Source organism: Micromonospora sp. DSM 43699 (genome assembly GCF_055517075.1).
Window position 1 is genome coordinate 244,886 of the sequence record NZ_JBTMMT010000002.1, and the last position, 18,101, is coordinate 262,986.

Sequence of the window (18,101 nt, forward strand, 5' to 3'; positions counted from 1 at the left end):
GATCCGGCCCGGATAGCCCCGTCGTCTTACCGGGTGTGAGAACCGACCTGGACGCGGCCGACGAGGGTGAACTCGTGCGGCGCGTCGCCCGTGGTGAACGACGGGCGTTCGACGAGCTCTACCGGCGTACCGCGCCGTGGTTGGAGGTGCGGCTGCGTCGGCGCTGCGCCGACCCCGACGTGGTCGCCGAGGTGCTCCAGGACACCTACCTGACGGTCTGGCGGGCGGCGGGCAGCTTCGCGGGCACCTCGGCCAGGGGCGGCGGCGGGGCACCGGGAAGTGCCGTGGGCTGGCTGTGGACCATCGCCGCCCACCGTCTGGTCGATGCGTTCCGCCACCGGGCGCGGAAGGGTCGGGTGCCGCAGGTGCAGCTGATGCCGAGCACGGCCCCCGCCGCCGAGGACGAGGTGATGGCCGCCCGGATCGGCCAGGAACTGGAGCAGGCCCTGCTCGTCCTGCCGCCCGGGGTCCGGGCCGCCCTGCGGGCCACGGTCCTCGACGGGCTCTCCACCCGCGAAGCCTCGGTGCTGCTCGGCATACCGGAGAACACCGTGAAGTCCCGCGTCCGCCGTGCCCGGATCGCCCTACGGGAGGCGCTGTCATGACTACCCATCCCAGTCTGACCCAGATCGACCGCTATGCCGCCGGGGATCCGGGCCTCGACGAGCCCGGCGTCTGGGCGATCGAGGTGCACCTCGAGGACTGCGCCGACTGTCGCGCCCGCCTGGCCGGCAGCACCACCGTGGAGAGCCGCGCGGTGATCGATCGGGTCGCGATGGTGCTGGACCGCGAGCTCGCGGCCACGCCGACGCCCACCGGCCGGAGCCGGCCCTGGTCGGTGCTGCGCCACCGCTGGTTCGTCGGCACGCTGCTGCCGTGGCTGGCGATGACCGCCACGGTGCTCGCGTGTGCTGCTCTGCTCGGCGCGCTGTGGGTCGGGGTTCCCTCGCTGGTGCTGCTTGTCGCACCACTCGCTCCGTTGCCCGGTGTGGCCGTCGCCTGGCATCGTCGGGCCGACCCGGCCTGGGAGTTGATCGCCGCTACTCCCGCCGCCGGTCTGACGATGCTGCTGCGGCGTACGGCTGCGGTGCTGGCGTTCGTCATTCCCGCGCTGGCTCTGGTCGGCGCCGGCACCGGGGTGTCGCTGGCCCTGATGCTGCTGCCCTGCCTGGCGTTCACCGCCGCCACGCTGCTGCTGGGAACCCTCGTCGGGGTGCGCCGCGCCGCGATCGGGGTGATCACGGTCTGGACGCTCGCGGTGATCGCCCCCAGCCTCGCCGCCGCCCGGATGCCGGTGCTGCTGTCGGCGGAGAGCGCCCGCAGCTGGGCGCTGGCCACGGTCCTCCTGACCGTCATGGCCCTGCTGCGGGTCAACGGAGCCCGGCGGCTTTCCCACCACGACTAGCACCCGCACCGACGGGAGCCCGCGACCGGCTCCCGGACCCGAGATGCGGCCACCCACGCCGTGTCACCACGCTGCCCTGTGGCGACTACTGAAGGAGATGACGATGATGCGCGCCGTGAGTGCGGTCGAGACGACCGCCACCACCAATCCCTGGGCGATCCACGCGGAGGGCCTACAGGTACGGGCCGGACGGCATCTGGCCGTCGACGGCCTGGATCTGACCCTCTCCACGGGCGTGCACGGGTTGCTCGGCCCGAACGGTGCGGGAAAGACCACGCTGATGCGTGCCCTGGCAACCGTCCTGGCGCCGGCCGGCGGTCGGCTGACGCTGCTCGGACACCCGGTCGACGGCCGCTCCGAACTGCGATCGGTGCGCCGCGCCCTGGGCTATCTTCCGCAGCAGTTCGGCTACTACCCGCGGTTCACCGTGCGTGAGTTCGTCGGCTACCTGGCCTGGCTCAAGGAGATGCCGAAGGCGGGCATCCCGGCGGCGGTGCAGCGGGCCATCGACCGGGTCGGGCTCACCGCCAAGGCCGACGCCCGACTGAAGACCCTCTCCGGCGGCATGCTGCGCCGGGCCGGCATCGCACAGGCCATCGTCAACGACCCACGGCTCCTGCTGCTCGACGAGCCGACCGTCGGCCTCGACCCGGAACAGCGCCTCGACTTCCGCGAGCTGCTGCGTGACCTCGGCACCGACAGTTGCGTGCTGGTCTCCACCCATCTGGTCGAGGACGTGGTGGCAGCCTGCACCGACGTCGTACTGCTGAACGAGGGTCGCCTGGTGTGGCGGGGCACCCCGGACGTGCTCTCCGCCCGGGGCGACCAGGGCCACGCCGGCGACAGCCCCGCCGAGCGGGGCTACTCCGCGCTCCTTCGTCAGCACCGCGCGGAGACCGCCCGATGAGCGGCCGTACGGTGCCGACCGGCACCGCACGACAGCACGACGCGAAGCCGGGTGCCGGCACGCGCATCCTGGCGGTCGAACTGCGCCGCTCAGCCGCGCTCGGCGCCGCGTTGATCACGGTGGTGGTCGGGGTCGGCGCGCTGTACGCGGCGACCGGCCGGTGGTCGAGTGGCTGGATGGCCCTGGCCCTGGCCGTCCGGGAATACCTGCTCCTGTTGTGGCCGCTGGCCCTCGCGGCCGGGGCCTGGCAGGGCCGCCGCGAACACCGGGCGAGGGTCGGCGAGTTGTTCGCCACCACCGCCCGACCGCGCGCCGCACGGATGCTGCCGGTGCTCGGCGCGATGGCCCTCACCCTCGCGGTCGCCTACCTGCTGGTCACCGCGGCGGGCGTCGCCTGGATCATCACCACCGCCTCGTACGTGCCCCTGCTGAACTTCGTCGTCGTGACCGGGGTCGGTGCGCTCTCCCTGATCGCCGCGGCGTGGCTCGGACTGGGGCTCGGGCGGTTGCTTCCTGCCCTGGTGACCGCCCCGGCGCTGGGGGTGGGCGGCGTACTGCTTGTCTTCTTCGCCACCATCGGGCCGTCCGACCGGGTGGCCGCGGTGATCTCTCCGGCCCACGGCTCCGGCCCGTTCCACGACTACCAGACCATCGACAACCGGGTCAGCGGCGCGCTGGCGATCTCGATGATCGCGCTCGCCGTCACCGGTCTGCTGCTGTTCGTCGCCGGTGGCTGGCGGGCGCGGCTGACGGCGGTGCTGCCGGTGCTGCTCGGGTTCGTGGTGGCGCTGGTGGTCGTCCCCCGCGACCGCGACGTGCTCAACTGGCCGGTCGACCCGGTCGCGCGGGAACTGGTGTGTACCGACGACACCCCGAGGGTGTGCGTCAGCCGCGTCCATGCCAACGTGCTCGACACGGTGACCCCGCTGGCCCGGGAGGGCCTGACGGCGCTGGCGAAACTGCCGGACGCACCGACCGCCGTGCACGAGGACACCCGCACGATCGGGTTCGACGAGGCCTGGCCGGTTCCCGAGGACGGTGTCGTCACGATCGAGGTCCGGCTGGACAGGCGTGGCCGGCTCGCCCACCCGGCCGCCGTGGTTCCCGAGATCGTCAGAAGGCTGGGCGTGCCGTACGACGGGAAGTGCGACAAGGGCGACGAGGTGGTCGAACGGGCGGCGGCCTACTGGCTCCTGGACCGTGAGCCGCAGTCCGACGTCGAGGTGGTGCCCGGGATGGTCGAGGAGGAGCCCGGGATCAACCCCGCAGCGGTCACCCTGTGGCGGGGGCTACGCGACCTGCCCGAGTCGGAGGCACTGGCCCGGGTCACGGCGGTCCGCGACGCCCTCGCGGCCTGCACGGACCCCGCCGGGATGCTGTCCGGGACCGGCAGGTGACCTGGACCCTGCTGTACCTGCGCTCGCGACGCGTACCGCTGGCCCTGGCGACGGCGCTCGGCGGCGCGGCGCTGGTCTGGGCGCTGTACCTGGTCTATGCCGAGGAGCGGGACGCCACCCCGATGGTGGTCGTGCTGACCGTCCTGTTGATGGTCTCGGCGCTCGCACCCACCCTCGCCGGCCCGGACGGAAACCTGGACCGGACCGCGTCCTTCCGCTGGTCCTGGCGGCGTGCTGTGCACCTGCTCGCCGGGTTGGTGCTCGTCCTCGTGGTCCTGCTCGCCACCCGGCACACCGGGGCCCGGTTCGGACCGGCCGCTCTGGTGGCGCGCGACGCCGCCGGTCTGCTCGGCCTGACGGCACTGTGCGCCACGGTGCTCGGCGCCGCCCGGTCGTGGTTCCTGCCGCTGGGCTGGACCACCATCGCGGCCATCTACCCGCAGGAGGGCACCTGGGGGGCGACCGCGACGTGGCAGGGCCAGCCGCCCGACAGTCGGGCCGCCACGGTGGCGGCGGCGGTGCTCGCCCTCGGTGGGCTGATCACCTATGCGATCGCCGGCCCGGCCCGACAGGAACCGTCGGAGTGACCCGGAGCCACCGGTACGCCTCCCGGCAGTGTCCGTCAGGCGTGCCGGTGGGATCAGGGCCGGGCCGCCGTCACCGAGCCCCACCCGGGGCGACCACGATCGTCTACACTCGACGGTCAGTCACGCATGCCCCACGAATCCGCGCCTGTTGCCCCGTCGGGTCAGGCCCTCGCGGCACGAGACGACGGTGTGCGGTCCGGGGCGGAGCCTCGAAGAGGAGTTGCCTTGCGCACAGCGCGTCACGTCATGCCGATCGCCCTGGCCCTTGCCCTTGCTCTGGTCCCGTCCCTGGACGCCGCGGCCAAACCCGTCGCCCAGCCCGTCGGCCAGCCGGTTCATCAGGTCCAGCCCGACCACCGCCGGCTGCGCATCATGATCACCAACGACGACGGCTGGATCGGGCCGGGCGGAGCGAGCACCCCGCTGATCGTGGCACTGCGCGACGCCCTGGCCGCCGACGGCCACGACGTCACGGTCGTCGCCCCGGCGACCAACCAGAGCGGCACCGGCACGTTGATCACCTATCCGACGGTGAACCTCGCCAACCCCGAACCCCGGGTGTGGACCGTGACCGGCACCCCCAGCGACGCGGTGATCGTCGGTCTCGACGCCCTGTTCCGCAGCGGACCGCCCGACCTCGTCGTGTCCGGGATCAACCCCGGCGGGAACTACACCTCCGTCGTCAACCACTCCGGGACCGTCGGCGCGGCGATCGCCGCCCTGGAGAACGACGTTCCGGCCATCGCCGTCAGCATCGACGGCAAGACCGTCGACCAGTCCCTGGCGCTCAAGGACCGGGTCGCCGCGTACACCGGTGACGTGGTGGCGGCGCTGGCCCGCAACGCCCGGGGCGGTGCCCTCCTTCCCGAGGGTCTCGGTCTGAACATCAACTACCCCGGCGGCACCGCGGTCACCGGGACGAGCCTGACCCGGGTGGACCGGAACGGCTACCTCCGCTTCGGGTTCACCAACACCACGGGGGCGCCCGGCCAGCCCGGGACGTACGCGCTGTCGATCGGTGGGCCGACGGGTACGCCTGCTCCCGGCAGCGACTGGAGCGCACTCCAGGCCGGCAGGATCAGCATCAGCCCGATCGACGCCGACCTGAGCGCGAACCCGCGCGGTGCGACCCGGCTGCACTTCCTGGAGCGGCTCACCCCCTGACGCCCCTGGCCGTCACCTCCCGTCCTCGGACGGATCGACGGCAGGTCGCCCCACGGCTGGCGGGACGATGCGTAGCGCGCGGGGTGGTCAGGGCTGAGGATGACGATCGCGCCGGCGTCGATGCCCCTCGGGGCGTCGACGCCGGCCTCGTCACCACCGGTGTTGCCGGGGCAGGCATCGACATGCTGGAATGGCTGAGAGCGCCGCGGCACGGGGGCAACCGCGCTGGGAACGGCGAGCGCGGGAGCAGCGCAGGCCGGCAACGCGCCGCTTCGGCGTACGTGCCGCCGCGGCACCGGGCCGGTCCACGACGACGGGCGGTCTGTCCCGCCGTACGTGACCCCGCCACATTTTCCGCGACCACCGAGACGTTCGGCCGCTGCTGGCCGGAGGTGCCCGACGCGAACCTGTCGACGCCCGCCGACCGGCACCGCAGTGACCGACGCTCGCCGAGCCCGTTCTGCTTCCACCCAACGGTGGGAACGCGATGTCATGGAGGACGACCATGCGCAGTTTCCTCGCGGTGTTCACCGCCGCCCTGATCCTCGGCACCACGGCCGGCAGCGCCCCGGCCGGTGCGGCCGGTCCGACCGGTGCCGCCCCGCGCTCCTGCCCGCGTGGCGTGCTCTTCTGTGAAGACTTCGAACGGCTGCCCCGGGGTGGCCCCAGCACGTTGAACTGGGGTGTCGACACCCGCAACGGCACCCTCACCGTGGAGCGTGCCCGCCACGGCAACCAGGTCCTGCACATCCACACGGTCGACAACGGACGCGCCTTCCTGCGGGTCGACGACTTCGCGGCGCCCGGCAACCGTTTCTACGGCCGGATGCGGCTGCGCGTCGATGCCATTCCCACCGCTCCCGACTGGGCGCACTTCACGCTGGTGGAGGCCACCGGCACCGACAGTTCGGAGGTCGTCCGCCCGATCGGCGGCCAGTACGCGCCCACGGTCCCCGGGACCTTCTGGGGGGTGGGCGCCGACGGCGGCCCGACCGGCGACTGGACCAACTGGCGGGAGTCCGCCCCGGTCACCGAGGACGCCTGGCAGTGCTTCGAGTGGAAACTCGACCCGACGGACAACCAGGTAGCGGTGTGGATCGACGGCGTGGCGAACCCGGAACTGACCGCCTCCACCACGGCCCACGGAGGCAACGACGTCCCGTTCGTGCTGCCGAAGGTCGACACCGTGAAGATCGGCTGGCAGCTCTACCAGGGTGGCACCACGCCGGGCGAGTTTGACCTCTGGATCGACGACATCGCCCTGTCCACCAAGCGGCTCGGCTGCTGACGCCGGTCCGGTCAGGACGATGGACCGTCGTCCTGACCGGACTGAGGCCGGGCCCGTCGGGCCCCGGAGCCCGTAGATCAGGTGCGCCCGGGCGGGCAGGGGTTTCCCGACCGGGTCGCCGGGGGTAGAGATCGCACCGTCATCAGCCAACCCCCGAAGGAGACTCTCATGTCGGCGCAGGCGTTTCTCTATGTCGTCGCGGTCATCCTGCTCGTGCTCGCCGCGCTGCCCATCCCGACCCGTGGTTTCTCGCTCGCCCTGCTCGGGGCGGCGTGCGCCCTGCTGGCCTACGCCTGGCCGGTGATCACCGGCTAGCCGTCGTCGGTGGGTCCGGGACCGGGCGGTGCGGGCCGAGGTGGCTGCGCTCGCCCTCGTGGTCGAGGATGCAGAGGATCTCGGCCGGACCGTCGTGTGCGCCGAAGGCGTGCGGGACCAGGGTGGAGAACTCGGCCGCCTCGTTCGTGCCGACGAGGATCGTCCGCTCGCCGAGACGTAGCTCGATCGTGCCGGAGAGCACGGTGAACCAGTCCCGGCCCGGGTGCACCCGTAGGTCCGCCGGCACCTCCCGGCTGATCCGCATCTTGGCGACCGTCTGGTTGCTGCCCCGGGAGAGCAGCCAGGTGGTGACGCCGCGGTCCTCGTCGCAGTGCGGACGGATCACCACGTCGTCGTCGGTGTCGGACTCGACCAACCGGTCGAGCGTGATGCCCAGCACCCGGGCGATGGTGGCCACCTGGTCCAGCGCCACCCGTCGGTGCCCGGTCTCGATCCGACTGAGCGTGGAGGGGCTGATCAGGCAACGGTGGGCCAGCTCGTCAAGCGACCAGCCGCGCGCCACCCGCAGGCTGCGGATCCGCTGGCGTACCAGGGTCTCCAGATCCTTGTCTTGCTTCATAAGCAAGATGCTATGCCCAAGAGGCATGACGGGGCTACCGTCTGCCCATGGCACACGACTCCCTGATCGAGCTGCTCGACCTGGACGCAGAGGTCCTGCACGACTACTTCCGCGACGTGATCGGATGGGTCGGCCGCGAGGCCACCGAGCGACCTCACGTCGTCGACCTCGGCGCCGGTAGCGGCACCGCCTCCCTCGCCCTCGCCCGGCAACTGCCCGGTGCGACGATCACCGCGGTCGACCTCTCCCCGGAGATGCTCGCCCACCTGCGCGCCCGGGCCGATGCCGCCGGGCTGCGCGACCGGATCCGTACCGTCGAAGCGGACCTCGACCAGCCCTGGCCCGACCTCGGACCGGTCGAGGTGATCTGGGCCGCCGCATCGATGCACCACCTGGCCGATCCGGCGGGCGCGCTCGCGTCGGCGTTCGGCGCGCTGCGGCCGGGTGGGTTGCTGGTGATCGCCGAACTGGACTCGTTCCCCCGCTTCCTGGCCGGCACGCCGGACGAGGAGGTGGAGCTGCGTGGTCACGCCGAGGCGGCGAAGCGTCGGCACGAGGCGGGTCTGCACATGCACGAACACTGGGGGGACCGGATGAGGCAGGCCGGGTTCAGCTCGGTGACCGAGCGGCACTTCGAGATCGACCTGCGCCCTCCGCTGCCCGCCGCCACCGTCCGTTACGCGCAGGTGTCGCTGAGCCGGATGCGCCACGGCTTGGAGGGGCGGCTCTCCGCCGTCGAAGTCGACAGCCTGGAGCGGATCGTCGCGGGCCTGTCGGACCGGGCCGACCTGAGCGTCCGCACCGAGCGGACGGTCTGGCTGGGCCGCCGCTGACCAACCGACCTGCGACGGCCGTGCCGCCGCCGGGGACCGGCCGTTGTTGTCGAGGTCGCCGCGATGCCGGTCAGCTTCCGGTCCGACCCGGTCGCACCAACCGGTCGAGCAGGTCGACGAGGGCGTGCGTGCTCTGCGGGGGCGGACCACCTCCTGAGGCACCGGTAGGCGGTAGCCGGCGGCGAGCCGGACTGGCTCCTAACCCTGCCGCCGGCCTCGCCGGTGCTCAGGCTTTGCGGGCCACCCCGCCGACGATGGTGTGGTAGGTGGCGGTCTGCCTGGTGTCCTCCTCGCCGTCCGGGTGCCACTCGGCCAGCGGGACCAACCCGGGCGGCAGCAGCTCCAGGTCGCCGAAGAAGCCCAGGATCTCGTCACGGGTACGCCAGCGACCGGTGCCGAGGGTCTCGTTGAAGACCTTCTCCACCGCCCGCGCCTTCTCGGACAACTCCGGCTGGGCCGCACCCGGGTCGTAGAAGTGCGAGATGGCCAGGTAGCTCCCCGAGGGGAGGGCGTCGATCAGCCGCCGGGCGACGGCGGTCGGATCGTCGTCGTCGTGGAGGTGGTGCAGGATCGCCAGGAGGAGCAGCCCGACCGGCTGGTCGAAGTCGATCAGCTTGTGTTCGCGCAGGTGCGCCAGCAACTCCTCCGGCTGCCGGACGTCGGCCCCGACCACGGTGGTGGTCCGGGCGTCCGCGAGCAGGGCCCGGCCGTGCGCGAGGGCCATCGGGTCGTTGTCCACGTAGACCACCCGGGCGTCCGGGTCGACCTGGTGGGCGATCTCGTGCACGTTGCCCCGGGTCGGCAGCCCGGAGCCGAGGTCGAGGAACTGGCGGATGCCGGCCTCGGCGGCCAGGTAACGGACCGATCGACGGAGGAAGGCCCGGCAGGCCCGCCCAGCCTCGGGGCCGTCCGGCGTGACCTGCATCGCCATCTCGGCGGCGTGTCGATCAACCGCGAAGTTGTCCTTGCCGCCGAGATAGTAGTCGTACACCCGGGCGATGCTGGGTCGGGTGGTGTCGACGCCCGGCGGCGCCGCCTTCTCGCTCGTCAACGGTTCGATCCCTCCGAACGGGGGCCATGGTCGGTCGCAGATTGGCGGGGAGACCAGGACGCTCATGGCTGCCAAGCCGATGCCGCCCACGAGAGTGGGACGGATGTGTCCTGAGGGTAGATGAGCACGCTCCCAACGTCGATTCCGCGGGTGTCGGCTACTCGGCAGGGATGCGTGCCAACCAGGACCGCTGGCCCGCTCCCCGGCCCTCACCGTCTCCACAGTCGACGTCCCGACGGTGCCCGGGGCGGCGACCCGTGAGCTGGGGCATCGACGAGCTTGTGTCGAGGATCGGGGTCGAGGGGTCGGGGTGGAGCGGTGGAGCGGTTGGGTCGGAACCCATGCGGACCGGTGTTTCCTGATTTATGCTGCCCAGGTTACATCGATACAGTTAGATTAATGCCGTAACACCCGCGACCCGCCGACGGCGGGCCCGCTCGCCGATCGGAGCTCTCGATGGTCCTGCACCCGGCCGCCACCGCGCTGGCCAGTCTCCTCCTCGCTCTGCCCGCCGCCGTCCCGGCGGGCACCGCCGCCTCGTCCGTGCCGCTTGGCCGGACCGGTCATGTGAACGGTCACAGCAGCGCCGAACAGGCGGTCGACGCCCTGGCCGGGCCGCCCGGCGCACCGCCCGGCGTCTGCCCGACCGGCACCGGTTACGGCCCGCCGTTGCCCTCGACGTCGGTCGTGGCCACGAAGATCCGCGGCGGTTTCTCGTTCCTCGAAGGGCCCGTCTGGATCGCTGACCGGGGCTACCTGCTCTTCTCCGACATGGGCGCGGGCACCGGGTCGGAGAACGTCCAACCGTCGACGATCCGGCGCTTCACGCCGCCTGCCACGTTCGACACGTTCATCGCCAACGCGGGCAGCAACGGGCTCGCACTCACCCCCGACGGGCAGCAGCTCGTCGCCGCCACGCACGACCAGCGCAGCGTCTCGACGTACCGGCTCGACAACCTGGCCCGGGGCGTCGTCGCCGGAAACTACCAGGGCCGGGCGTTCAACTCGCCGAACGACGTGGCGGTCCGCTCGGACGGCGTCGTCTACTTCACCGACCCGAACTTCCAGCGCGGCAACCGTCCCGACCAGATGAGCGGGCGGACCAGCGTCTTCCGCGTCTCGGGCGGCCAGGTGTCGCTTGTCGACGACGCGCTGCGCCAGCCCAACGGCATCGCGCTCTCCCCGGACGGCAGCACCCTCTACGTGGGCGCCTACGGCGAGAACAAGATCTACAAGTACGCCGTCGCGCCCGACGGCAGCACCGGGCCCCGCAGCGTGTTCGTCAACTACGTCGGCGGCCCGGACGGCGGCACGATCGACTGCGCCGGAAACGTGTACTGGACCTCCGGCGGCGACGGCCTGGTGCACGTCTACTCGCCCACGGGCACCCAGCTCGGCACGATCCGGTCCGGCTCCTCGGGCACCACCAACGTGGCGTTCGGCGGGTCCGACCGGCGGACCCTCTACGTCACCTCGGGCCGCACCAACGACTCCGGTCTGTACAGCGTGCGGCTCAACGTGCCCGGTTACCCGTACTGACCACCATGTTCCGCAGGAAGGGACGTATCGCGTGCGAAAAGGTCCTCGTCATCCCGGCCATCTCGTCACCGTTGCCCTGCTGACCAGCGCCTGTGCCGTCCTGGCCAGCGCGCCGGTCACCGCGGGCCCGCCGACGCCGCCGGCCGGAACGACGGCCACCACGGCTGCCGCCGGCCGGGCCCTCGCCGACACCCGGGCGCCCACCCCGCCGACCAACCTGCGCAGCAGCAGGCTGACCTGCCAGTCCGTCACGCTCACCTGGTCGGCGTCCCGGGACGACGTCGGCGTGGCGTACTACGACATCTACCACGACGGCCAGCTGGTCACCTCGGTCGCCGGCAGGACGCTGACCGCCACGCTCACCGTCGCCCAGGGCGTCACCTGGGGCTGGTACGTCAACGCCCGGGACGCCGCCGGCAACGTGTCGCAGGCCAGTGCCACGCTCCCCGTCACGCCGCCGTTCTGCCAGTCCGACACCCAGCGGCCCACCACCCCGACCAACCTCGCGGCCACCGCCAACGGCACCGACGTCACGCTGACCTGGACGGCCGCCACCGACAACGTCGCGGTCACCCGGTACGACGTCCTGCGCGGTGGGGTGACGGTCGGCTCGGTCACCGGCACGGCCACCAACCCGCCGGCGACCTCGTTCACCGACACCGGGCTGACCGCCGACACCGAATACCGGTACACGGTGGTCGCCCGGGACGCGCAGGGCAACGCCTCGGCGGCGAGCAGCGCGGTGACCGTACGTACCGGGTCGGGCTGTACCAGCGCGGTCTGCGGCACCACGGTGGTCACCACCGAGCGGGACCTGCCGTGGGGGCTGGTGCAGTTGCCCGACGGCACCGTGCTCTACGGCCGGCGTGACCTGTTCGACGTGGTCGCGATGAACCCGGACGGCAGCAACAAGCGCAGCATCGGCACGGTGCCCAACGTCGCCGGCACCAACGGCGAGGGCGGGGTGCTCGGTCTGGCCGTGTCGTCGAGTTTCGCCACCGACCGGTGGCTGTACATCTACCACACCACCACGACCGACAACCGGATCGTCCGCATCCGCTACGAGGGCACCCTGCAGACCGGCACCGTGCAGGTGCTGCTGACCGGCATCCCGCGCAACAAGTACCACAACGGCGGGCGGCTGCGGTTCGGCCCGGACGGGATGCTCTACGCCGCCACCGGTGACGGGCAGAGCCCGGACCGCGCCCAGGACGTCAACGACCTGGGCGGCAAGGTGCTCCGGATCCGCCCCGACGGCACCGTGCCGTCCGACAACCCCTTCGGCAACGCGGTCTGGAGCTACGGCCACCGCAACCCGCAGGGGCTGGCGTTCGACTCCCGGGGTCGGCTCTTCGAGCAGGAGTTCGGCAACAACGTGATGGACGAGACCAACATCATCGTCCGGGGTGGCAACTACGGCTGGCCGGCCTGCGAGGGCACCGTGGGCAGCTGCGCCAACCCGAACTACCTCGCGCCCGTGCACACCTATCCGGTCGCCGACGGCTCGTGCAGCGGTCTGGCCATCGTCCGGGACGTGGTCTATCTCGCCTGCCTGCGGGGCAACCGGATGTACCGGGCCGTGATCAGCGGTAACACGCTCACCGACGTGCAGCAGTACTTCGTCGGCACGTACAGCCGGCTGCGGACCGTCGAGCCGACCCTCGACGGGAACCTGTGGCTGACCACGAGCACCGGGGGCGACAAGGACAGCGTCCCGAACAACAGCAACGAGCGGATTCTCAAGGTGACCCTCGGCAGGTAGCCCCGGGCCGAGGCGTACCGGCACACCACCACCTGCGGTGCGGGCGCCGACCAACCGGTCGGTGACCGCACCGCACCCCCGTCCCCCTAGATCGGAGACCCTGCCCGTGAGACGTCTACTCAGGGCGGTGACGGCCGTCGTCAGCGCGGTCGTGCCGCTGCTGGCGATGACCGTGCTGATGACGGCACAACCGGCCGCGGCGGCATCGCTGACCCAGGTCACCAACTTCGGCAACAACCCCAGCGGCCTCAACATGTACCTCTACGTTCCCGACAACGTCGGGCCGAGGCCGGCGTTGCTGGTGCTGATCCACTACTGCGGCGGGTCCGGGCCGGCGATCTTCAACGGCAACGGACGCGACTACGTCACCGCCGCCGACCGGTACGGCTACGTGATCGTGCTGCCGGAGGTCACCCGGAGCAGCAAGTGCTTCGACGTGTACTCGCCGCAGGGGCTGCGGCGCGGCGGCGGCAGCGACTCCGACGGCATCATCTCGATGGTCAACTACGCCAAGCAGCGGCAGAACGTCGACCCGAACCGGGTGTTCGTCAGCGGGTTCTCCTCCGGCGCGATGATGACCAACGTGATGGCGGCGCAGTACCCGGACGTGTTCGCCGCCGGCTCGTCGTTCAGCGGGGTGCCCGCCACCTGTTTCGCCACCGGCAGCAGCAGCAACACCTGGAACGGCCAGTGTGCCGGCGGTCAGCTCACCAAGACCGCCCAGCAGTGGGGCGACGCCGCCCGGGGGATGTATCCCGGCTACACCGGCCGGTACCCCCGGATGCAGTTTCTGCACGGGACGACCGACACCACCCTGTCGTACGTGAACTTCGGTGAAGAGATCAAGCAGTGGACCAACCTGACCGGGCTGAGCCAGACCCCGGCCTCCACCGACCGCCCGCAGTCGAACTGGACCAGGACCCGGTACGGCGACACCGGCACCCGGGCGACGGTTGAGGGGATCAGCATCAGCGGGGTGGGGCACGAGCTGCCGCAGGCCGGTCAGATCGCGTACGCCATCGCCTTTCTCGGCCTCGACGGCACCGGCACCACCCCGACCCCCACACCGACCACGTCCACCACCCCCACCCCCACGCCGACCACGCCGACGGCCGGGGTCAGCATCGTGGGGGAGCAGTCGGGCCGCTGCCTGGAGGTGCCGAACGCCAGCACCACCAACGGCGTCCAGACGCAGCTGTGGGACTGTGCCGGCACCGTCGGGCAGCGGTGGACCCGCACCTCGGGACGACAGCTCACGGTCTACGGCAGCAAGTGCCTGGACGCCAGCGGGTCGGGCACCGGCAACGGCACCCAGGTGATCATCTGGGACTGCCACGGCGGCACCAACCAGCAGTGGAACGTCAACACCAACGGCACCATCACCAACGCGCAGTCCGGGTTGTGCCTGGACGCCAATGCGGCCGGCACCGGCAACGGCACGAAGCTGATCCTCTGGACGTGCAACGGTCAGGCCAACCAGCGGTGGGCGCTGCGGAGCTGAGCCACCCTGCCCGGGACCACGGGTGCGTCCCCCACCAGAGCCGGCGGGGGACGCACCCGGAACCGCCGCGGCGGAGCACGGCGGACCGTCGCCCCGGGACGACGGGGGACGAGGGCGCACGTTCGCGGGCGGTCGGCTGGCGAAACGGGCGCGCTGACCGGGGGCGGATCCGGGGCGAGGTGGACCGGACCGTCACAAAGAATTTACAATAGTCACTGTTAACGCTCACAAACCGTCCCAGTGCCGAGGCAGCGCCACCATGCCGATGCGGCTGTCGGCGTGGTCCGGCCGGAGCCGGCAGCCGGTGGCCGCCGCCCCCGGTCGACCCACCCTCCCGGACGTGTCGCCAGCCCACCATGGCGACCGGCCGACCGGCCCTCGTCCTCGGCCAGCTCCACCGATCCAGGGAGAGATCCATGCGAACGAGGACAAGATGGCTCGCGGCGCTCGCCGCGCTCGGTGTCATGGTCGCCGGAGTCGTGACACCGGCCGGCCCGGCACAGGCGGAGTCCAACGGCGGCACGCGGGTGATGCCGCTCGGTGACTCCATCACCGAGGGCACCCAGGTGCCGGGCGGCTACCGCATCGGCCTCTGGCAGCGCCTGGCCGGCGGCCGCTACACGGTGGACTTCGTCGGCTCGCAGTTCAACGGGCCGGCCAGCCTGGGTGACCACGACCACCAGGGGCATCCCGGCTGGCGCATCGACCAGATCGACGCGAACATCGTCGGCTGGCTGAACACCCAACGGCCGCAGACCGTCCTGCTGCACATCGGCACCAACGACATCCTCCAGAACTACAACGTGAGCACCGCGCCGAACCGGCTCTCCACCCTGATCGACCGGATCACCACCACCGCACCCACCGCGGAGGTGTTCGTCGCGCAGATCATCACGCTCTCCAACAGCAACCAGGCGGCGGCCGCGCGTACCTTCAACGCGGCGATCCCGGGCATCGTGCAGAGCAAGGTGAACGCCGGCAAGCGGGTGCACCTGGTCGACATGCAGAGCGCCCTGACCACCGGCGACCTGATCGACGGCATCCACCCCACCGCCGGCGGCTACGACAAGATGGCCGCCCGCTGGTACAGCGCGTTGCAGTCGGTGCCGGGCAGCATCGGCAACCCGGGCAGCGGCAACGGCAGCGGCCAGACCACCGCGATCGTGGGCACCCCGTCGGGTCGGTGCGTCGACGTGCCCGGCTCCGCCACCACCAACGGCCTCCAGGTGCAACTGTGGGACTGCCACGGCGGCAGCAACCAGCAGTGGACCTACACCTCCGGCCGGGCGCTGACCGTCTACGGCAACAAGTGCCTCGACGCGGCGGGCTACGGCACCACCCCGGGCACCCAGGTCACCATCTACGACTGCCACGGCGGCACGAACCAGCAGTGGACCGTCAACGCCAACGGCACCATCACCGGCGTGCAGTCCGGCCTCTGCCTGGACCCCTACAACCAGGGCACCGGCAACGGCACGAAGCTCGTCCTGTGGACCTGCACCGGCCAGGCCAACCAGCAGTGGAGCCGTCGGTAGCTCACCCGGCCGGCCCCGGCCTGTCTGATCGAAGGAGAAGCGAGAAGTGAACCTGCCAACAGCGCAAGCCCCGCCACCGGGGACCGCACACCGTACGCCGTCCGTCCGCCGGTCCGGTGTCGCCAGGTGGCTGACGGCCGGGCTCGCGGTGGTCCTCGGCCTGGCGGTGTCCGCGACGACGCCGCACGCGGCGGCCGCGGACAGCCCGTACCAGCGGGGTCCGGATCCGACCCTGGCGAGCGTGGCCGCCACCCGGGGCCCGTTCGCCACGACGCAGGCGACCGTGCCGGCGGGCAACGGCTTCAACGGCGGGTACGTCTACTACCCGACCGACACCAGCCTGGGCACCTGGGGCGCGGTGGCGATCGTCCCCGGCTACTCCGCCCTGTTCGCCAACGAGGAGGCCTGGATGGGCCCCTGGCTGGCGTCCTTCGGGTTCGTGGTGCTCGGGATCGAGACCAACAGCCGTACCGACGGGGCCGACGCCCGCGCCACCCAACTGCTGGCCGGGCTGGACTACCTGACCCGGACCAGCCCGGTGCGCACCCGGGTGGACGCCAACCGGCTCGGCGTGATGGGCCACTCCGCGGGCGGGGCCGGGACGCTCCTGGCGGCGCTGCGGCGGTCGTCGCTCAAGACGGCGGTCGGCCTCGCCCCCGGCACGCCCGGCAACAACCTGAACATGTCCACCACCCAGGTCCCCACCCTGCTGCTGTCGGGCCAGAACGACGGCACCGTCACCCCCTCCTACGTGCAGGGCATCTACAACACGCTGCCCGCCGGTGTGGAGCACGCCTGGGCGGAGTTGGCCGGCAACGACCACCTGTCGTTCACCAGGTCGAACCCGACCGAAATGCGGCTCCTGATCCCCTGGCTCAAGATCTTCCTGGACAACGACACCCGCTACACCCAGTTCCTCTGCCCGCTGGCGGACAGCACCGGCGTCTCCCGGTACAGCTCCACCTGCCCGCTGGTGCCGCCGGGCGGGCCGACCACCCCGCCCACCACCACCCCGCCGCCGACGACCACCCCGCCACCCACCACCACCCCGCCACCCACCACCACTGCGCCACCCACCACCCCGCCGGCCACGACTCCACCGGCGACCACTCCGCCCGCCGGTACCGGCTGCACCGCGACCTACCGCACCGTCAACTCGTGGTCCGGCGGCTTCCAGGGTGAGGTCACGGTGACCGCCGGCGCCGCCGCCACCAACGGGTGGACCGTCCGCTGGAGTCTGGGCAACGGCCAGAGCGTCAGCCAGGTCTGGAACGGCACCCTGAGCACCAGCGGCACGACCGCGACCGTACGCAACGCCACCTACAACGGCGCGCTCGCCCCGGGCACCTCGACGACGTTCGGCTTCCTCGGCTCCGGCACGCCGACCAGCCCGTCGCCGACCTGCACCAGCCCCTGACCGAGGGCCGTCCGCCGGCCCCTGACCTGAGGCCGCCCACCTGCTCGACGTGAGGTGGGCGGCCTCGCCGCGCGGATGCGGCGCCACCGGACCCGTACGTCGGCTCGGGGACGAACGATCGTCAGATCCCGTGTCGCATTGATCGCGGAAGGCGTTCCTCACGTGTAGGACGACGTGGGCGCGGTTGCGCCCGTCCGAACGGAGGAATCGAATGCTCCGCATGTCTCGCTCCCGGGTCCGGGCTCTCGCGGTGACCGGCATGGCCGGTGTGCTGGCGGCGGTCGGCGCGGTGACCCATCAGGCGTCCGCCGCAGAGGTGGCCGCGCCGGTCGCCGTGGCCCCCGACGCCCGCCGGGTCGACGTCCCGCGGATCGCCCCGGCCATCGCCCCACCGGCGGGGTCCCGCCTCGTCGGCGCGTACGTCGTCACCCGTGGCACGCAGACCTACACGTGTGCCGGCGGCGTGTTCACCGGCGCGTCCGTGCCGGAGGCCCAGTTGATCGGCACCGGTGGCCGGATCCACCACTTCAAGGGCCCGAGTTGGCAGTCCGAGCGCGACGGCTCCCTGGTCACGGCGAAGAAGACAGCGGAGAGGCCGCGTCGGGGCAGCATCCCCGAGTTGCTGCTGACGGTGGACACCCACTCCGGCACCGGCATCCTCGACGACGTCGCCTACATCAACCGTCTGCTGACCTCCGGCGGGGTCGCCCCGACCGGCTCCTGCGTCGACGGTGCGACGACCGCTGTGCCGTACGGCGCGGTCTACGTCCTCTGGGCCGCGAAGCGGTAGCGTCGCGCGCCGCAGGACCGCCTCGCCCGG

Annotated in this window: 17 protein-coding genes; 15 read left to right on the forward strand and 2 right to left on the reverse strand. The window is 71.9% G+C overall.

Annotated features, from left to right (window positions below; translation table 11 throughout):
* The first annotated feature begins 35 nt into the window (after positions 1 to 35).
* The 8 genes from AC0AIB_RS02400 (at position 36) to AC0AIB_RS02435 (ending at position 7,063) form a co-directional block, all read left to right on the forward strand.
* A complete protein-coding gene (locus AC0AIB_RS02400) occupies positions 36 to 605 on the forward strand; it encodes an RNA polymerase sigma factor (protein WP_328341960.1) in 570 nt (189 codons plus the stop codon).
* Complete coding sequence (locus AC0AIB_RS02405; RefSeq protein ID WP_328341962.1) at positions 602 to 1,405, forward strand: hypothetical protein; 804 nt, start codon at positions 602 to 604, stop codon at positions 1,403 to 1,405. The genes AC0AIB_RS02400 and AC0AIB_RS02405 overlap by 4 nt, the downstream gene beginning before the upstream one ends.
* Before the next feature lie 103 nt (positions 1,406 to 1,508).
* Positions 1,509 to 2,312 (forward strand): ABC transporter ATP-binding protein, encoded by an 804-nt coding sequence (locus AC0AIB_RS02410; RefSeq protein ID WP_442930599.1) that lies wholly within the window; start codon positions 1,509 to 1,511, stop codon positions 2,310 to 2,312.
* Positions 2,309 to 3,709, forward strand: coding sequence for a hypothetical protein (locus AC0AIB_RS02415; protein ID WP_328341964.1), 1,401 nt, complete (start codon positions 2,309 to 2,311; stop codon positions 3,707 to 3,709). Before AC0AIB_RS02410 ends, AC0AIB_RS02415 begins: the two co-directional genes overlap by 4 nt.
* Positions 3,706 to 4,296, forward strand: coding sequence for a hypothetical protein (locus tag AC0AIB_RS02420; RefSeq protein ID WP_328341966.1), 591 nt, complete (start codon positions 3,706 to 3,708; stop codon positions 4,294 to 4,296). Before AC0AIB_RS02415 ends, AC0AIB_RS02420 begins: the two co-directional genes overlap by 4 nt.
* 225 nt (positions 4,297 to 4,521) lie before the next feature.
* A complete protein-coding gene (gene surE / locus AC0AIB_RS02425) occupies positions 4,522 to 5,460 on the forward strand; it encodes a 5'/3'-nucleotidase SurE (RefSeq protein WP_328341968.1) in 939 nt (312 codons plus the stop codon).
* A gap of 505 nt (positions 5,461 to 5,965) precedes the next feature.
* Positions 5,966 to 6,748, forward strand: a complete 783-nt coding sequence (locus AC0AIB_RS02430; protein ID WP_465095904.1) for a hypothetical protein — start codon at positions 5,966 to 5,968, stop codon at positions 6,746 to 6,748.
* 168 nt (positions 6,749 to 6,916) lie between these two features.
* A complete protein-coding gene (locus AC0AIB_RS02435; protein WP_328341972.1) occupies positions 6,917 to 7,063 on the forward strand; it encodes a hypothetical protein in 147 nt (48 codons plus the stop codon).
* Here AC0AIB_RS02435 and AC0AIB_RS02440 read toward each other — a convergent pair.
* Positions 7,053 to 7,643, reverse strand: coding sequence for a helix-turn-helix domain-containing protein (locus AC0AIB_RS02440; protein ID WP_328341974.1), 591 nt, complete (start codon positions 7,641 to 7,643; stop codon positions 7,053 to 7,055). The two genes, AC0AIB_RS02435 and AC0AIB_RS02440, sit on opposite strands and share 11 nt — an antisense overlap.
* 47 nt (positions 7,644 to 7,690) lie before the next feature.
* Here AC0AIB_RS02440 and AC0AIB_RS02445 point away from each other — a divergent pair, with 47 nt between their 5' ends.
* On the forward strand, positions 7,691 to 8,476 hold the full coding sequence (locus AC0AIB_RS02445) for a class I SAM-dependent methyltransferase (protein WP_465095905.1): 786 nt from the start codon (positions 7,691 to 7,693) through the stop codon (positions 8,474 to 8,476).
* Between the two features lie 226 nt (positions 8,477 to 8,702).
* Here the strand turns inward: AC0AIB_RS02445 and AC0AIB_RS02450 are convergent, their stop codons facing one another.
* Positions 8,703 to 9,527, reverse strand: coding sequence for an SAM-dependent methyltransferase (locus AC0AIB_RS02450; RefSeq protein WP_328341978.1), 825 nt, complete (start codon positions 9,525 to 9,527; stop codon positions 8,703 to 8,705).
* A 456-nt stretch (positions 9,528 to 9,983) separates the two neighbouring features.
* On the opposite strand from AC0AIB_RS02450, the gene AC0AIB_RS02455 reads away from it, so the two are divergent.
* From AC0AIB_RS02455 to AC0AIB_RS02480, 6 genes are all read left to right on the forward strand, one after another.
* Positions 9,984 to 11,066, forward strand: coding sequence for an SMP-30/gluconolactonase/LRE family protein (locus AC0AIB_RS02455; RefSeq protein ID WP_328341980.1), 1,083 nt, complete (start codon positions 9,984 to 9,986; stop codon positions 11,064 to 11,066).
* Positions 11,067 to 11,097: 31 nt separating this feature from the next.
* Positions 11,098 to 12,828: a PQQ-dependent sugar dehydrogenase gene (locus tag AC0AIB_RS02460; protein WP_328341982.1), complete on the forward strand. Its 1,731-nt coding sequence runs from the start codon at positions 11,098 to 11,100 to the stop codon at positions 12,826 to 12,828.
* A 127-nt stretch (positions 12,829 to 12,955) separates the two neighbouring features.
* Positions 12,956 to 14,329 (forward strand): extracellular catalytic domain type 1 short-chain-length polyhydroxyalkanoate depolymerase, encoded by a 1,374-nt coding sequence (locus AC0AIB_RS02465; RefSeq protein ID WP_442930600.1) that lies wholly within the window; start codon positions 12,956 to 12,958, stop codon positions 14,327 to 14,329.
* Positions 14,330 to 14,745: 416 nt separating this feature from the next.
* The gene (locus AC0AIB_RS02470) at positions 14,746 to 15,864 is read left to right on the forward strand and encodes a ricin-type beta-trefoil lectin domain protein (protein WP_328341984.1); all 1,119 of its coding nucleotides are present in this window, start codon (positions 14,746 to 14,748) and stop codon (positions 15,862 to 15,864) included.
* Between the two features lie 52 nt (positions 15,865 to 15,916).
* On the forward strand, positions 15,917 to 17,281 hold the full coding sequence (locus tag AC0AIB_RS02475) for a poly(ethylene terephthalate) hydrolase family protein (RefSeq protein WP_442930857.1): 1,365 nt from the start codon (positions 15,917 to 15,919) through the stop codon (positions 17,279 to 17,281).
* 220 nt (positions 17,282 to 17,501) lie between these two features.
* Positions 17,502 to 18,071, forward strand: a complete 570-nt coding sequence (locus AC0AIB_RS02480) for a DUF3455 domain-containing protein (RefSeq protein WP_328341988.1) — start codon at positions 17,502 to 17,504, stop codon at positions 18,069 to 18,071.
* Positions 18,072 to 18,101: the final 30 nt, after the last annotated feature.

Bases quoted from the DNA above. Each gene is read 5' to 3' on its own strand.
- AC0AIB_RS02405 (WP_328341962.1), top strand. From the start codon at position 602: ATGACTACCCATCCCAGTCTGACCCAGATCGACCGCTATGCCGCCGGG.
- AC0AIB_RS02410 (WP_442930599.1), top strand. From the start codon at position 1,509: ATGATGCGCGCCGTGAGTGCGGTCGAGACGACCGCCACCACCAATCCC.
- AC0AIB_RS02415 (WP_328341964.1), top strand. From the start codon at position 2,309: ATGAGCGGCCGTACGGTGCCGACCGGCACCGCACGACAGCACGACGCG.
- AC0AIB_RS02430 (WP_465095904.1), top strand. From the start codon at position 5,966: ATGCGCAGTTTCCTCGCGGTGTTCACCGCCGCCCTGATCCTCGGCACC.
- AC0AIB_RS02435 (WP_328341972.1), top strand. From the start codon at position 6,917: ATGTCGGCGCAGGCGTTTCTCTATGTCGTCGCGGTCATCCTGCTCGTG.
- AC0AIB_RS02440 (WP_328341974.1), bottom strand. From the start codon at position 7,643: ATGAAGCAAGACAAGGATCTGGAGACCCTGGTACGCCAGCGGATCCGC.
- AC0AIB_RS02445 (WP_465095905.1), top strand. From the start codon at position 7,691: ATGGCACACGACTCCCTGATCGAGCTGCTCGACCTGGACGCAGAGGTC.
- AC0AIB_RS02455 (WP_328341980.1), top strand. From the start codon at position 9,984: ATGGTCCTGCACCCGGCCGCCACCGCGCTGGCCAGTCTCCTCCTCGCT.
- AC0AIB_RS02470 (WP_328341984.1), top strand. From the start codon at position 14,746: ATGCGAACGAGGACAAGATGGCTCGCGGCGCTCGCCGCGCTCGGTGTC.
- AC0AIB_RS02480 (WP_328341988.1), top strand. From the start codon at position 17,502: ATGTCTCGCTCCCGGGTCCGGGCTCTCGCGGTGACCGGCATGGCCGGT.